Origin of the sequence: Rhizobium aouanii (genome assembly GCF_037002925.1) — a bacterium.
In the GTDB taxonomy this organism is placed as follows: Bacteria; Pseudomonadota; Alphaproteobacteria; order Rhizobiales; family Rhizobiaceae; genus Rhizobium; species Rhizobium aouanii.
On sequence record NZ_JBAMYD010000007.1, the window covers coordinates 265,873 to 280,100 of the forward strand.

The window sequence follows — 14,228 nt, forward strand, 5'->3', positions numbered from 1 at the left end:
GGGAGGAGAAAATGGTAGAAAAGCGCGTTCAGCCACTTGCCCGCGATGCAATGGCTTATGTTCTGGCGGGCGGTAGGGGGAGCCGTCTCAAGGAACTCACCGACCGGCGTGCCAAGCCGGCCGTCTATTTTGGCGGCAAAGCCCGCATCATCGATTTCGCCCTGTCGAACGCCCTGAATTCCGGCATCCGCCGCATTGGCGTTGCGACGCAATACAAGGCGCATTCGCTGATCCGTCACATGCAGCGCGGCTGGAACTTCTTCCGCCCCGAGCGCAACGAGAGCTTCGATATCCTGCCGGCCAGCCAGCGCGTCTCCGAGACGCAATGGTATGAAGGCACGGCCGACGCCGTCTATCAGAATATCGACATCATCCAGGATTACGGCGTCGAATACATGGTCATTCTTGCGGGCGACCACGTCTACAAGATGGACTATGAATGGATGCTGCAGCAGCACGTCGATTCCGGCGCCGACGTCACCATCGGCTGCCTGGAAGTGCCGCGCATGGAAGCGGTCGGCTTCGGCGTCATGCATGTCAACGAGAAGGACGAGATCATCGCCTTCGTCGAGAAACCGGCCGATCCGCCACCCATTCCCGACAAGCCGGATTTCGCCCTCGCCTCGATGGGCATCTACGTTTTCCACACCAAGTTCCTGCTCGATGCGCTGCGTCGCGACGCCGCCGATCCGACATCAAGCCGCGACTTCGGCAAGGACATCATCCCCTATATCGTCAAGAACGGTAAGGCTGTCGCCCACCGCTTCGCCAAGTCCTGCGTCCGTTCCGATTTCGAGCACGAGCCCTACTGGCGCGACGTCGGCACGATCGACGCCTATTGGCAGGCCAATATCGACCTGACGGCGATCGTTCCGGAGCTCGACATCTACGACAAGTCCTGGCCGATCTGGACCTATGCCGAGATCACTCCGCCGGCGAAATTCGTCCATGACGACGAGGATCGCCGCGGCTCGGCCACCTCCTCCGTCGTGTCAGGCGACTGCATCATCTCTGGCGCCATGCTCAACAACAGCCTGCTCTTCACCGGTGTCAGGGCCAATTCCTTCTCCAAGATGGAAGGGGCGGTCATTCTGCCGAACGTGAAGATCGGACGCCGCGCGCAGCTCAAGAATGTGGTGATCGACCATGGTGTTGTCATTCCGGAAGGCCTGGTCGTCGGTGAGGATCCCGAGCTCGATGCCAAGCGCTTCCGGCGGACGGAAAGCGGCATCTGCCTGATCACGCAACCGATGATCGACAAGCTGGATATCTGACTTATGAAAGTTCTTTCGGTTTCGTCCGAAGTCTTCCCTTTGATCAAGACAGGGGGTCTGGCCGATGTGTCCGGCGCCCTGCCGATTACTCTGAAAGCCTTCGGGGTCGAGACCAAGACCCTTCTGCCCGGCTATCCCGCCGTCATGAAGGTCATTCGCGACGCCGTCGTCAGGCTCGAATTCCCCGACCTGCTCGGTGAGCGGGCGACCGTGCTCGAGGTTGAGCACGAGGGACTCGATCTGCTCATCCTCGATGCGCCGGCCTATTACGACAGGCCGGGCGGGCCCTATCTCGATCCGCTCGGCAAGGACTATCCCGACAACTGGCGCCGTTTCGCCGCCCTGTCGCTTGCCGCTTCCGAGATCGCCGCCGGCCTGCTGCCCGGTTGGCGGCCGGATCTCGTCCACACCCACGACTGGCAGGCGGCGCTGACGTCGGTCTATATGCGCTATTACCCGACGCCGGAACTGCCGAGCTTGCTGACCATCCACAACATTGCCTTCCAGGGCCAGTTCGGTTCCGAGATCTTTCCCGGCCTGCGCCTGCCTGCCCATGCCTTCGCCACCGAAAGCGTCGAATATTACGGCACTGTCGGCTTCCTCAAGGGCGGCCTGAAGACTGCCCATGCGATCACCACGGTCAGCCCGACTTATGCCGATGAGATCCTGACTTCGGAATTCGGCATGGGGCTCGAGGGCGTCATCGCCAGCCGCATCGACGATCTGCACGGCATCGTCAACGGCATCGACACCGATATCTGGAATCCGGCGACCGATCCTGTCGTCCACACCCATTACGGCCCGACGACGCTGAAGAACCGTGAGGAGAACCGCCGCTCGATCGCCGAATTCTTCCATCTCGACAATGACGACGCCCCGATCTTCTGCGTCATCAGCCGTCTCACTTGGCAGAAGGGCATGGATATCGTCGCCAACGTTGCCGACGAGATCGTCGCCATGGGCGGCAAGCTCGTCGTGCTCGGCTCCGGCGAAGCTGCCATTGAAGGCGCGCTGCTCGCCTCCGCCAGCCGCCATCCCGGCCGCATCGGCGTCTCGATCGGCTATAACGAGCCGATGTCACACCTGATGCAGGCCGGCTGCGACGCGATCATCATCCCCTCGCGTTTTGAGCCCTGCGGCCTCACCCAGCTTTACGGCCTGCGTTACGGCTGCGTTCCGATCGTCGCCCGCACCGGCGGGTTGAATGACACGGTGATCGACGCCAATCACGCCGCACTTGCAGCGAAAGTCGCAACCGGCATACAATTTGCCCCCGTGACGGAAACGGGCATGCTACAGGCAATCCGCCGTGCGATGCATTTTTACCAGGACCGAAAACTCTGGACCCAATTGCAAAAGCAGGGCATGAAATCGGATGTCTCCTGGGAGAAGAGCGCCGAACGCTACGCTGCCCTCTATTCAAGCCTCGTCTCGAAAGGCATGTGACCTAAAATGATCAAGTCCGTCCCCACCACGCCCTATCTGGACCAGAAACCCGGCACGTCGGGCCTGCGCAAGAAGGTTCCGGTCTTCCAGCAGCCTAACTATGCGGAGAACTTCATCCAGTCGATCTTCGATTCGCTGGAAGGCTACCAGGGCAAGTGCCTCGTCATCGGCGGCGACGGACGCTACTACAATCGCGAGGTCATCCAGAAGGCGGTCAAGATGGCCGTGGCCAATGGCTTCGGCAAGGTCATGGTCGGCAAGGGCGGTATTCTGTCGACGCCGGCCGCTTCCCACATCATCCGCAAGTACAAGGCTTTCGGCGGCATCATCCTCTCCGCCAGCCACAATCCCGGCGGCCCGACCGAAGACTTCGGCATCAAATACAACATCAACAATGGCGGCCCGGCGCCGGAAAAGATCACCGACGCGATCTATGCGCGCTCCAAGACGATCGACAGCTACAAGATCGCCGATTTCGCCGACGTCAATCTCGACCGCATCGGCAAGGACGAGCTTCCCGGCGGCACGATCCTCTCGGTCATCGACCCGGTCGAGGACTATGCCGCGCTGATGGAAGAGCTGTTCGATTTCGGCGCCATCCGCAATCTGATCAGCCTCGGCTTCCGCATTGCCTTCGATGGGATGAGCGCCGTCACCGGCCCCTATGCCAAGGAAATCTTCGAAAATCGTCTCGGCGCTCCCTCGGGTTCGGTGCGCAATTTCATGCCGCTGCCGGATTTCGGCGGCCATCACCCGGACCCGAACCCGGTGCACTGCAAAGAACTCTTCGATGAGATGATGGGCGATGACGCGCCCGATTTCGGCGCCGCTTCCGACGGCGACGGCGACCGCAACCTCATTATCGGCCGCGGCATCTTCGTCACGCCTTCCGACAGCCTGGCGATCCTCGCCGCCAACGCCAATCTCGCCCCCGGCTATTCCGGCGGCCTTGCCGGCATCGCCCGTTCGATGCCGACATCGGGTGCTGCCGACCGCGTCGCCGAAAAGCGCGGCATCGGCATGTATGAAACGCCGACCGGCTGGAAGTTCTTCGGCAACCTGCTCGACGCCGGCATGGCGACGATCTGCGGTGAGGAAAGCTCCGGCACGGGCTCCAGTCACGTCCGCGAAAAGGACGGCCTCTGGGCCGTGCTGCTATGGCTGAACATTCTTGCCGTGCGCGGCGAGAGCGTCGCCGACATCGTCACCCAGCACTGGCAGACCTACGGCCGCAATTATTATTCGCGCCATGATTACGAAGGCCTCGACACCGATGCGGCGAACGGCCTGGTGGATAATCTCCGCAGCCAGCTTCCCACTCTGCCTGGCAAGAGCTTCGGTAGCCTGAAGGTGGAGAAGGCCGACGACTTCGCCTACCACGATCCGATCGACAAATCGGTGAGCGAGCATCAAGGTGTCCGTGTGCTCTTCGAGGGCGGTTCGCGCGTCGTCTTTCGCCTGTCCGGCACCGGCACGTCTGGCGCAACCTTGCGTGTTTATATCGAGCGCTACGAGCCGGATTCGACTCGCCACAACATCGAAACGCAGGAGGCGCTCGCCGATCTGATCGCCGCCGCCGAAAGCATAGCCAACATTCGTGAACGCACGGGACGCGATGCGCCAACCGTGATCACCTGATCCGGGGGAAACATGCGGGGAAGCAGTTCGGCGCAAGCCGGCGCGATCGTCTTCGAGACCGGCGTCGAATTTGCCGTGTGGTCGCATCATGCCGCACAGATTGAACTCTGCCTCTTCGAGGATGACAGCAACAGGGAATTCGCGCGCCTGCCGATGGCGCGCGACAGCAACTACATCCATCGTCTCTTTGTCGACGGACTGAAGGAGGGCGCGCGCTACGGCTATCGCGCCGACGGTATCTATGCGCCCGACAACGGCCTCTGGTACGATCCCTCCAAACTGCTGATCGATCCCTACGCCAAAGAGATCGACAGGCCGTTCCGCTACGATCCCCGCCTCGGCATCTATGGCGAGGACAGCCAGGATCTGATGCCGAAGGCGATCGTCACCACCGATACCCGAGCCGCGATCCGCAAGCCGCTGTTCAAGCCGGGCGGCTTTATCTATGAGGTGGCGGTGCGGCCCTTCACCATTCTCCATCCAGATGTGCCGGAGGCTGAGCGCGGCACGGTCGCAGCGCTTGCCCATCCCTCCGTCGTCGCGCATTTGAAACGGATCGGTGTCGACGCCGTCGAACTGATGCCGATCACCGCCTGGATCGACGAACGCCATCTGCCGCCGCTCGGCCTCACCAACGGCTGGGGCTACAATCCCGTCGCCTTCATGGCGCTCGATCCGCGGCTCGTCCCCGGCGGCGTGACCGAGTTGAGAGAAACGGTCGCGGCCCTCCATGCCGAAGGCATCGCCGTCATCCTCGACCTCGTCTTCAACCATACCGGCGAGAGCGACCGTTACGGCGCGACGCTGTCGCTGCGCGGCCTCGACAACCTGCATTATTATCGCCACGCCCAGAATTGCCCGGGCGAACTCGTCAACGACACCGGCACCGGCAACACGCTCGCCTGCGATCATCCCGAAGTTCGCCGCCTCGTGATCGACAGCCTGCGCCATTTCGTGCTCAACGCCGGCGTCGACGGTTTTCGCTTCGATCTCGCCCCGGTGCTTGGCCGCACCGCGACGGGTTTTGAACGCGACAGGGGAACACTGGCCGCGATCCTCTCCGACGATGTGCTTGCCGACCGGATCATGATCGCCGAACCCTGGGATATCGGTCCCGGCGGTTACCAGCTCGGCAATTTCCCGCCGCCCTTCCTTGAATGGAACGACCGGGTTCGCGACGACCTGCGCTGCTACTGGCGCGGCGACGATTGGAAGACCGGCGCGCTGGCAACCGCACTCGCCGGCTCCTCCGACATCTTCTCGCGCAACGACGGCAAGAAAACGCGCAGCGTCAATTTCCTCGCCGCCCATGACGGCTTCACGCTGATCGATCTCGTCTCCTACGAAGGAAAGCACAACGACGCCAACGGCGAACACAATCGCGACGGCCATAACGAGAACCATTCCTGGAACAATGGTGTCGAAGGCGAAACCGTCTATCCGACAATCCGCAAGCGCCGCCGGGACGATGTGATGGCGCTGATCTCAACGCTCTTTGCCACCCGCGGCAGCATCATGCTGACGGCGGGCGACGAGGGCGGCCGCAGCCAGCACGGCAACAACAACGCCTATTGCCAGGACAACGAGATCACCTGGCTGGACTGGAAGGCGTTGGACGAGGATCTCATTGCCCACACCGCCTTCGTTGCCGGGCTGCGCCGCCGCTTCACCGTCTTCTCCGAGCCGGGCTTCCTGTCAGGAAACGGCGATGTCGAATGGATTTCGCTCTCCGGCGAGCCGATGACCATTGCCGAATGGGAGACGCCGTCGCTCTCCACCCTCGGCATGCTGTTATCGACCGGTGACCGCTCCTCTCGCGGCAGGCAGACCCGGCTCGGTGTGCTTTTCAATCGCTCGGGGAGCCGCCAATTTTTCACGCTGCCTTCTGAGGGCGAACCGGACTGGCGCCAGTTGACCCCGGATGGAGTGAAGAAAACCGTTGGCCGCGCAATCGTCGAGCCGCGCTCAATTGCCTTTTTCGTAGAAAATTGACCGCCGCCCCTCGCTTGCGCAGATCCTTGTCGCAATCGTCACAAATGCACGATAAGGCTTTGCCGCGGCGGCTTATTTCACGAGGAATTCATGGTCACGGAAATTTCACTCTCCGACGTGCGGGGATTGATCGGCATGGAAACGGGCCTTTCGGATTGGGTCACTGTCGACCAGACAATGATCGACGCTTTCGCGTCGGCGACCGACGACCATCAGTTCATTCATACAGACCCTGAGCGGGCGGCGGCCGAGAGCCCCTTCGGCGGCACCATCGCCCACGGCTTCCTGACCCTGTCTCTGCTGTCGACGATGAACTACAACTGCCTGCCGAAGGTGCGCGAGCAGACCCTGGGCATCAATTACGGCTTCGATCGCGTCCGCTTCATGACGCCGGTGAAAAGCGGCTCCCGTGTCCGCGGCCGCTTCCTGCTTTCCGAAGCCCGCTTCCGCGGCGCCGGCATGCTGATGACCACCTATGACGTCACGATCGAGATCGAGAACGAGAAGAAGCCGGCGCTGACGGCAAAATGGATCACCATCATCCAATTCGACCCGAAGGACCGCCCCGAGGACATCTGAGCAAGACTGCTTTTGTTATTCGGCCGAATTGAACACGGCTTCGAGAGCGTGTCCGTCGGGATCCATGACGAACGCCGCATAATAGTGCTCACCGTAATGGGACCGCAGCCCGGGACGACCATTGTCACCGCCGCCATGCGCGATTGCCGCCGCATGAAACCGATCGACCGCCTGCCGATTCGGAGCAGCAAAAGCGAGATGAAAGCCGGGACCGGGCGCACGCTGGCCGTCCGGGCGATGTTTGATCGCCAGCTTGTCTCCGCCGCCGGGAAGGCCATAGCCGACGGCCTGTCCCGTTTGTCCCGGCCTGATATCGTCCCAGACCCTGATATAACCGAGCGCGGCAAGGGCGGCATCGTAAAACGCCGCCGATCGCTCGATGTCGGAAACGCCGAGGGAGGCATGGTGCAGCATTCGCTTACTCCTTGAATGAGCGCACGCCCGCGATTCGCTGAGGCTCAATGCCCCGCATCTTCGGCCGCCTCGTTCAGCAGCCCGAAGACATAATCCGAAAACGACCGCCAGCACTCCACCCGGAACGTGTCTTCTTCCGTGCGGAAAAGCACGATTTCCGCCTTGCCGAAAATCGTGCGCGATGCGGCGCCGACCGGAAAGGAAGACAGTGACAGATCCTGCGGGCAGCCCGCTGAAAGCGTTGCCTCCGCACCTGGTCCCGAGACGATGATCGCGACATTGCGGTGGGAAACATCGGTCGCCGAATGCAGCGCGCCGGCACCGGAAGAGAGCGCTACCAGGTCGGCGCCGGCCTCATCGACCACCAGCCACTCGTCCGGCCCGAGCCAGAGCGCCGATCGCGCACCTGCCCTGCTGGACGTTTTCGGAGTGGTCGGCACAGACAAGCCGAGAGCAGAGGAAAGTGCCGCGAGCGATTCCGCTGGCGCGCGTAGCGCCACCCGGCTGGCGGTGGGAGCCGTCGTCAGCCGCACCGCTGCGGAGCCGCCGAGACGTCCGGCAAGCGCCGGTTTGCGAATTGCGACATCAGCCATGGATGCGGCCTCCTTCCTTGTCAAAGAATACCAGATCCGTCACTTCGACGGTGATCGTCCGGTCCGGCATCGGCACATAGAGCGTCTCGCCCATCCGCGCCCGACCACCGGCGACCAGCGCGAAGGCGATCGACCTGCCGCAATTTTCCGACAAATAGGCAGATGTGACATGGCCGAGCATGGTCATCGGCTTCGGCTCGTTCGGGCTCGCGACGATCTGCGCGCCTTCCTCGAGCACCAGCTTCGGGTCCTTGGTGACGAGGCCAACGAGCTGCTTGCGCCCGTCCTTGACGAGATCCGGCCGCTTCAATCCACGAATGCCGACGAAATCCGTCTTTTTCTTCGAAACCGCCCAGGAAAGCCCGGCGTCATCGGGGGTCACCGTCCCGTCGGTATCCTGCCCGACGATGATGTAACCCTTCTCGGCGCGAAGAACGTGCATCGTCTCCGTTCCATAGACGCAGGCGCCGAGCGGCTCGGCATTGGCCCAGACCGCTTCGAGCACCGACTGGCCGTAATCGGCCGGCACATTGATTTCGAAGCCGGTTTCGCCGGTGAAGGAGACGCGGAAGAGCCGCGCCGGCACCCCGCAGACCGTGCACTCGGCAACGCTCATATGCGGGAAGGCTTCGTTCGAAAGATCGAGGCCTTCGACCAGCGGCGCGACTATCTCGCGCGCCTTCGGTCCCTGCACGGCGATGACAGCCCATTGTTCGGTCACCGAGGTCAGCCAAACCTTCAGATGTGGGAATTCCGTCTGCAGGTAATCTTCCATGTGATGGAGAACGCGCGGCGCGCCGCCGGTCGTCGTCGTCACATGGAAACGGTCGTCCGCCAAGCGTCCAACAACGCCGTCGTCATAAACGAAGCCGTCCTCGCGGGTCATGATGCCGTAGCGGGCCTTGCCGGGCTTCAGCGTATCCCAGGCATTGGTGTAGATGAGGTTGAGGAATTCCGCCGCATCCGGCCCCACCACCTCGATCTTGCCGAGCGTCGAGGCATCGAAGATGCCGGCCATCTCGCGTGCCGTCCGGCATTCGCGAGCGACCGCCTGATGCATGGTCTCGCCGGCCTGCGGATAGAACCAGGCGCGCTTCCAGTTGCCGACATCCTCGAAGACCGCGCCATGAGCTTCTTCCCAGGCGTGCAGCGGCGTCTTGCGTGTCGGATCGAACAGCTCTCCGCGCGAATGGCCGACCAGCGTACCATAGGTGACCGGCGTATAGGGCGCACGGAAAGTGGTGAGCCCGACCTGCGGGATTTCCTTGCCGAGCATTTCGGCGGCAATCGCCAGGCCATGCATATTGGAGAGCTTGCCTTGGTCCGAGGCCATACCGTTGGTCGTGAAGCGCTTGATATGCTCGATCGAATGCATGCCCTCGCGCACGGCAAGGCGGATATCCTTGGCGCAGACGTCGTGCTGGAAGTCGATGAAGGCCTTGGCATTGGTCTTCGGCCCGGCGCCTTCGGCAGCACCGATCATGCCGCCCGTCCAGTCATAGGCCTGCTCGGCTGAAATTGCGATCTTCTCGCCGCTGCTTCTGCCGGTGGCCTGCGCCATCAGCTCGCCGGCGGCAAGCGACTCCTCGATCGTCCGCTGCAGGTCGTCGGTGCCGTTGCAGGCGCCGACCGAGAGGCAATCCTGCGCATAGGAGCCGGGCAGGAAACGCTGGCTTTCTGCGTCGAAGGCCACTTTGCCGCGCGACTGCGAGAACAAATGCACGGACGGCGTCCAGCCGGCCGAAACCAAGAGCGCATCGACTGCAATTTTGCGCGGCGAACCGCCGCCGTTGCGCGCTACCGTCATCGATGAGATGCGCAGCCGCCCCGACGTATTGACGACCGATTGGCCGGCCAGAACATCGATGCCGAGCGCACGCGCCTCTTCCAGCACCGCCGCTCCCGGCGCCTGCCTGTTATCGACGATGGCAGCGATCGAAACGCCGGATCGTTTCAGATCGAAGGCCGCCTCATAGGCCGAATCATGCGCCGTGTAGATGCCGACCTTGGTGCCAACCGCAACGCCGTAATGATTGAGATACATCCGCCCCGCCGAGGCGAGCATGATGCCTGGCCGGTCGTTGTTCGGAAATACCATGTGCCGCTCGATCGCGCCGGTGGCGAGGATCACGCGCTTCGCCCGGACCTGCCAAAGCCGCTCGCGCGGCAGATCGCGGGTAGGCTTGGCGATATGATCGGTGACGCGCTCGGCAAGACCGACGAAATTGTGGTTGTAGTAGCCGAAGGCGGTCGTGCGGATCAGCACTTCGACATTGTCCATGGCCTTCAGCCGCGCCACGGTCTTCTGTGCCCAGCTATTGCCGTCCTGTCCGTCGATCCTGACCCCGACATCGTAGCGCAATGCGCCGCCCGCTTCCGCCTGCTCGTCGCAAAGGATCACCCGCGCGCCGGTCTCGGCCGCAGCCAGCGCCGCCGAAAGCCCGGCAACACCGGCGCCGACCACCAGCACATCGCAATGGGCATAGCGGCTGGCATAATGGTCCGGATCTTCCTCCGTCGGGGCGACGCCGAGGCCGGCGGCGCGACGGATGAACGGTTCGTAGACGTGTTTCCAGGCGGCGCGCGGCCACATGAAGGTCTTGTAGTAGAAACCGGCGGCGAAGAACGGCGACATCAGATTGTTGACCGCGCCGACATCGAAGGCAAGCGAGGGCCAGCGGTTCTGCGAGCTGACGATCATGCCGTCGAACACTTCCTGCACGGTGGCGCGCACGTTCGGCTGCTTGCGCGCCGTATCGCGGGAAACGTCGATCAGCGCATTCGGCTCCTCGGCCCCGGCCGACAGAATACCGCGGGCCCGGTGATATTTGAACGAACGTCCCAGAAGATGTATGCCGTTGGCGATCAGCGCCGAGGCGACGGTATCACCTTCGAGCGCCGTATAGCTCTTGCCGTCGAAGCTGAAGCGCGCGGTCCTGGCCGGTGTCAGGCGGCCCTTGCCGGCGATACGGTTCACGCCGCTCATTGCGCCTCTCCTTCCACGGCTTCATATGTCTCGACAGGCCCATGCTGCTTGGCCGCCGCAGCGATCTCAGGCTTCGGCTCACCCGCCTTGTAGGTCACGATGAACTTGTCGGTCACCGTATCGCGCACCGCATTGAAGAAGCGCCCGCAGCCGTGAAAATGCCGCCAGCGCTCGAAGATCAGCCCCTTCGGATTGTCGCGGATAAAGAAATAGGACTCGAATTCCTCATCCGAAATCGAGGCGATATCGGCGGGCCGCGCGATATGCGCGTCACCTGCGCCACGAAATTCGAGTTCGGAGCGCTCTTCCTGACAGTAGGGGCAATAGATCAGCAGCATGTGTTACCCGTCTTAGAGTTCCGATCCGGAAACATTGGTTCCGGGAGGTTGATTGCAGAGACGCTTTCCCATCGTCACATAGGGAATGAGGCGCTTGAGAAGCTGTTCGAAATTGTCATAGGGCTCCAGCACACCGGTCATGCCGATATTCGCAAAAGCCATCTTGGCGATATCGTTGTCGATCACGAAGGCACGTCCCGGCGTTCCGCCGACCTCGGGCACGAAATAGACGGCTGGCTGGCGCAGGACCATCGCGCAAAGCAGCGTGCCGCTCTCGGCAACGAAGGGCCATTCGCTTTCGCCGGCAGCCCTGTGGATCTCCTGCAGGCGGAAATCCCCGACGCCGGGAAAGACGTCACCGGCCGGCATTGCCGCGCCGCTGATCCCGATCGTCAGGAAAGCCGCCGTCCACATCAGTGCGCCACCGCCGCCGCCGCCGCTTCGTCGATCAGCCGGCCGCTGCGGAAGCGCTCCAACGTCAGCCCGGCGTTGAATTTGTGCGGCTCGTCGCGAGCAATCAGATGCGCGAAGAGATTGGCCGAGCCCGGCGTCGCCTTGAAGCCGCCGGTACCCCAGCCACAATTGACGTAAAGCCCGGGAACCGGCGTCTTCGACTGGATCGCCGAACGATCCGGCGTATTGTCGACGATGCCGCCCCATTGCCGCATCATCTTGACGCGCCGGAACATCGGGAAGAGCTCGCAGATGGCGTCGAGCGTGTGCGTGATGATCTGCAGCCCGCCGGTCTGGGAATAGGAATTATACTGGTCGGTGCCGGCGCCGATGACGAGCTCTCCCTTGTCGGACTGGGAGATATAGGCATGCACCGTGTTCGACATGACGACGCAGGGAAAGATCGGCTTCAGCGGCTCGGAGACCAGCGCCTGCAGCGGGCTGGATTGCAGCGGCACGCGCACACCAGCCATCTGCATGATGGTTGTCGTATGGCCGGCCGCCGAGACGGCGATCTTTCTGGCGCCGATGAAGCCGCGCGAGGTCTCGACCCCGGTCACCCGTCCGTCCGGACCGCGCCGGATGCCGGTCACTTCGCAATTCTGGATGATGTGCACCCCGCGGTCCGAGGCCGCCCGCGCATAACCCCAGGCAACCGCGTCGTGCCTGGCCGTGCCGCCGCGCCGCTGCAGTGCCGCCCCGTTGATCGGGTAGCGCGCGCCGGCCGAGATATCGAGCGGCGGACAATAGGCCTTCGCCTGCTCCGGCGTCAGCCATTCATTATCGATGCCGTAGAGCCGGTTGGCATGGATATGCCGTTTGAAGGACTGCTGGTCGTGAATATTGTGCGAGAGCATCATCACGCCGCGCGGCGAATACATCACATTGTAGTTGAGCTCCTGGGAAAGCCCCTCCCAGAGCTTCATCGAATGCTCGTAGATGTGCATGCTCTCTTCGTAGAGATAGTTCGACCGGATGATGGTGGTGTTGCGCCCGGTATTGCCGCCGCCGAGCCAGCCCTTTTCGATCACCGCCACATTGGTGATGCCATGCTCCTTGGCGAGATAATAGGCAGCTCCCAGCCCGTGGCCGCCGCCGCCGATGATGACGACGTCGTATTCGGCGCGCGGCTCAGGCGAATTCCATTGCTTCTCCCAGCCCCTGTGGCCACGAAGGGCCTCCCGTGCCACGGCAAAAACCGAATATTTCCGCATCCGCCTTCTTCTCCTTCGGGAAAGGGCCTGTTCTCCGCGCTCATACAAATCGCAAATCCAAATGCGGCACAACGGTTCTTTTGCGACGCGCGAGAGCTTTGGTTTCGACACGCTGAAGAGAATGCCGCTTCGGGCGAATGACGCAAGCGGCGGCATTTCTGCTTGTCCGTCGACCGGCCGCCTAACCCAAGAGGGTTAGAAGACAAGCAATTACTAAAATGTTAACAATCACATGTGTGGGGTATGTGTATCATGTGGGGTTGGCGCTCAGTATCAGTCGCGACGCTTTGCATCGCGTTAAACGGCGCATGGCCGGCGCTCGCCGCCGAGCCGGTCGGCCAGGCCGTCGTCGTCAAGACGCAGGTGACGGGACAGAGCGGGCCGATCGAGGTCGACACCCGCGTTCATCGCAACGAACGCATCAAGACGTCGCAATCGGGGCTTGGCCAATTCGTGTTTCGTGACGGCACGAAGCTCGCGGTCGGCTGGGGTTCGTCGGTCGTGATCGATAAATATGTCTTCGATGATTCCCAATCGGTCAAGAAACTGACGATTAGGGCGGCAAAGGGCACATTCCGCTGGGTCAGCGGCAATTCCAACTCCTCGGCCTACCAGATCCTGACTCCCGCCGGCACGATCGGCGTACGTGGCACCGCTTTCGATTTCTACGTCGGCCCGGATGGCACGACCGCCATCGTGTTGCTGAATGGTGCTGCCCGTTTCTGCGGCCCCGGCGGCTGCCGGCAGTTGCAGCAACGCTGCGATTGCGTGGTGGCCAAGCCGAATGGCGATATGTCCGCGGCACGCCGGGTCGACCCCAGCATCCTCGCGACGCTCGGAAATCAGCGCGCCCTACCCTTCCTCTCCGGCAATCAGCGACTTGCGGGCGGCATCGGCATGCTCGGCGGCTGCAATATGGCCTCCGTTGCGCCGGAAAGAAAAGACAGAACGCGGCCTCCACCGGCAGTTGCGCCTGCTCCGCAAAGGCAGGATCCGCCACAGAGACAGGCCGAGCCGCAAAAGGAGCGACCGAACAAGCCCGACAAGCCGCATCATGACAAGCCTCATCATGACAGGCCTCATCATGACAGGCCGCACCACGATCAGCCCCATCATGACAAACCGGACAGGCCCGACAAGCATGATGGCCATGGCCGGCATGACGATGATGGCAAGCCCGGAAATCACGGTTTGGATCATCGGGGGCACGAGCGCCACCATGATAGAGATAGAGATCGCGATCACGACAACGATCGGAACCGCGACAGGGGTCATAATTTCAATCGCGGTCGCTGAGGCCT

12 protein-coding genes are annotated in these 14,228 nt (G+C 62.3%); 6 read left to right on the plus strand and 6 right to left on the minus strand.

Annotation, left to right across the window (positions count from 1 at the left end):
* Nucleotides 1-11 precede the first annotated feature (11 nt).
* From glgC to V8P77_RS14935, 5 genes are all read left to right on the plus strand, one after another.
* On the plus strand, nt 12-1,274 hold the full coding sequence (gene glgC, locus V8P77_RS14915) for a glucose-1-phosphate adenylyltransferase (RefSeq protein WP_020051642.1): 1,263 nt from the start codon (nt 12-14) through the stop codon (nt 1,272-1,274).
* 3 nt (nt 1,275-1,277) lie between these two features.
* The gene (glgA, locus tag V8P77_RS14920) at nt 1,278-2,720 is read left to right on the plus strand and encodes a glycogen synthase GlgA (RefSeq protein WP_335913142.1); all 1,443 of its coding nucleotides are present in this window, start codon (nt 1,278-1,280) and stop codon (nt 2,718-2,720) included.
* A 6-nt stretch (nt 2,721-2,726) separates the two neighbouring features.
* A complete protein-coding gene (locus V8P77_RS14925; protein WP_335913143.1) occupies nt 2,727-4,358 on the plus strand; it encodes an alpha-D-glucose phosphate-specific phosphoglucomutase in 1,632 nt (543 codons plus the stop codon).
* Between the two features lie 12 nt (nt 4,359-4,370).
* The gene (glgX, locus tag V8P77_RS14930) at nt 4,371-6,350 is read left to right on the plus strand and encodes a glycogen debranching protein GlgX (RefSeq protein ID WP_335913144.1); all 1,980 of its coding nucleotides are present in this window, start codon (nt 4,371-4,373) and stop codon (nt 6,348-6,350) included.
* 90 nt (nt 6,351-6,440) lie between these two features.
* Complete coding sequence (locus V8P77_RS14935; RefSeq protein ID WP_335913145.1) at nt 6,441-6,929, plus strand: MaoC family dehydratase; 489 nt, start codon at nt 6,441-6,443, stop codon at nt 6,927-6,929.
* 15 nt (nt 6,930-6,944) lie between these two features.
* On the opposite strand, the gene V8P77_RS14940 is transcribed toward V8P77_RS14935, so the two are convergent.
* Genes V8P77_RS14940 through V8P77_RS14965 form a run of 6 tightly spaced genes read right to left on the minus strand, consistent with a single transcriptional unit; the run spans nt 6,945 to nt 12,927 of the window.
* A complete protein-coding gene (locus tag V8P77_RS14940; RefSeq protein WP_130793459.1) occupies nt 6,945-7,343 on the minus strand; it encodes a VOC family protein in 399 nt (132 codons plus the stop codon).
* A 44-nt stretch (nt 7,344-7,387) separates the two neighbouring features.
* Entirely contained in the window at nt 7,388-7,936 is a 549-nt protein-coding gene (locus V8P77_RS14945) for a sarcosine oxidase subunit gamma (RefSeq protein ID WP_335913146.1), read from the minus strand.
* The gene (locus V8P77_RS14950; protein WP_335913147.1) at nt 7,929-10,922 is read right to left on the minus strand and encodes a sarcosine oxidase subunit alpha; all 2,994 of its coding nucleotides are present in this window, start codon (nt 10,920-10,922) and stop codon (nt 7,929-7,931) included. The genes V8P77_RS14945 and V8P77_RS14950 overlap by 8 nt, the downstream gene beginning before the upstream one ends.
* The gene (locus tag V8P77_RS14955; protein WP_335913148.1) at nt 10,919-11,260 is read right to left on the minus strand and encodes a sarcosine oxidase subunit delta; all 342 of its coding nucleotides are present in this window, start codon (nt 11,258-11,260) and stop codon (nt 10,919-10,921) included. Before V8P77_RS14955 ends, V8P77_RS14950 begins: the two co-directional genes overlap by 4 nt.
* Before the next feature lie 12 nt (nt 11,261-11,272).
* Nucleotides 11,273-11,674: a hypothetical protein gene (locus tag V8P77_RS14960; RefSeq protein WP_077979481.1), complete on the minus strand. Its 402-nt coding sequence runs from the start codon at nt 11,672-11,674 to the stop codon at nt 11,273-11,275.
* Nucleotides 11,674-12,927 carry a sarcosine oxidase subunit beta family protein gene (locus V8P77_RS14965; protein ID WP_335913149.1) on the minus strand — a complete coding sequence of 418 codons (1,254 nt, stop codon included), beginning with the start codon at nt 12,925-12,927 and terminating at the stop codon, nt 11,674-11,676. Before V8P77_RS14965 ends, V8P77_RS14960 begins: the two co-directional genes overlap by 1 nt.
* A 252-nt stretch (nt 12,928-13,179) precedes the next feature.
* Between V8P77_RS14965 and V8P77_RS14970 the strand changes: the two genes are divergently transcribed.
* Complete coding sequence (locus V8P77_RS14970) at nt 13,180-14,223, plus strand: FecR family protein (RefSeq protein WP_335913150.1); 1,044 nt, start codon at nt 13,180-13,182, stop codon at nt 14,221-14,223.
* Nucleotides 14,224-14,228 lie beyond the last annotated feature (5 nt).

Coding starts and splice junctions, on each gene's coding strand:
- glgX (WP_335913144.1), top strand. CDS start 4,371: ATGCGGGGAAGCAGTTCGGCGCAAGCCGGCGCGATCGTCTTCGAGACC.
- V8P77_RS14960 (WP_077979481.1), bottom strand. CDS start 11,674: ATGTGGACGGCGGCTTTCCTGACGATCGGGATCAGCGGCGCGGCAATG.
- V8P77_RS14965 (WP_335913149.1), bottom strand. CDS start 12,927: ATGCGGAAATATTCGGTTTTTGCCGTGGCACGGGAGGCCCTTCGTGGC.
- V8P77_RS14970 (WP_335913150.1), top strand. CDS start 13,180: ATGTGGGGTTGGCGCTCAGTATCAGTCGCGACGCTTTGCATCGCGTTA.
- V8P77_RS14945 (WP_335913146.1), bottom strand. CDS start 7,936: ATGGCTGATGTCGCAATTCGCAAACCGGCGCTTGCCGGACGTCTCGGC.
- glgA (WP_335913142.1), top strand. CDS start 1,278: ATGAAAGTTCTTTCGGTTTCGTCCGAAGTCTTCCCTTTGATCAAGACA.
- V8P77_RS14950 (WP_335913147.1), bottom strand. CDS start 10,922: ATGAGCGGCGTGAACCGTATCGCCGGCAAGGGCCGCCTGACACCGGCC.
- glgC (WP_020051642.1), top strand. CDS start 12: ATGGTAGAAAAGCGCGTTCAGCCACTTGCCCGCGATGCAATGGCTTAT.
- V8P77_RS14935 (WP_335913145.1), top strand. CDS start 6,441: ATGGTCACGGAAATTTCACTCTCCGACGTGCGGGGATTGATCGGCATG.
- V8P77_RS14955 (WP_335913148.1), bottom strand. CDS start 11,260: ATGCTGCTGATCTATTGCCCCTACTGTCAGGAAGAGCGCTCCGAACTC.
- V8P77_RS14940 (WP_130793459.1), bottom strand. CDS start 7,343: ATGCTGCACCATGCCTCCCTCGGCGTTTCCGACATCGAGCGATCGGCG.
- V8P77_RS14925 (WP_335913143.1), top strand. CDS start 2,727: ATGATCAAGTCCGTCCCCACCACGCCCTATCTGGACCAGAAACCCGGC.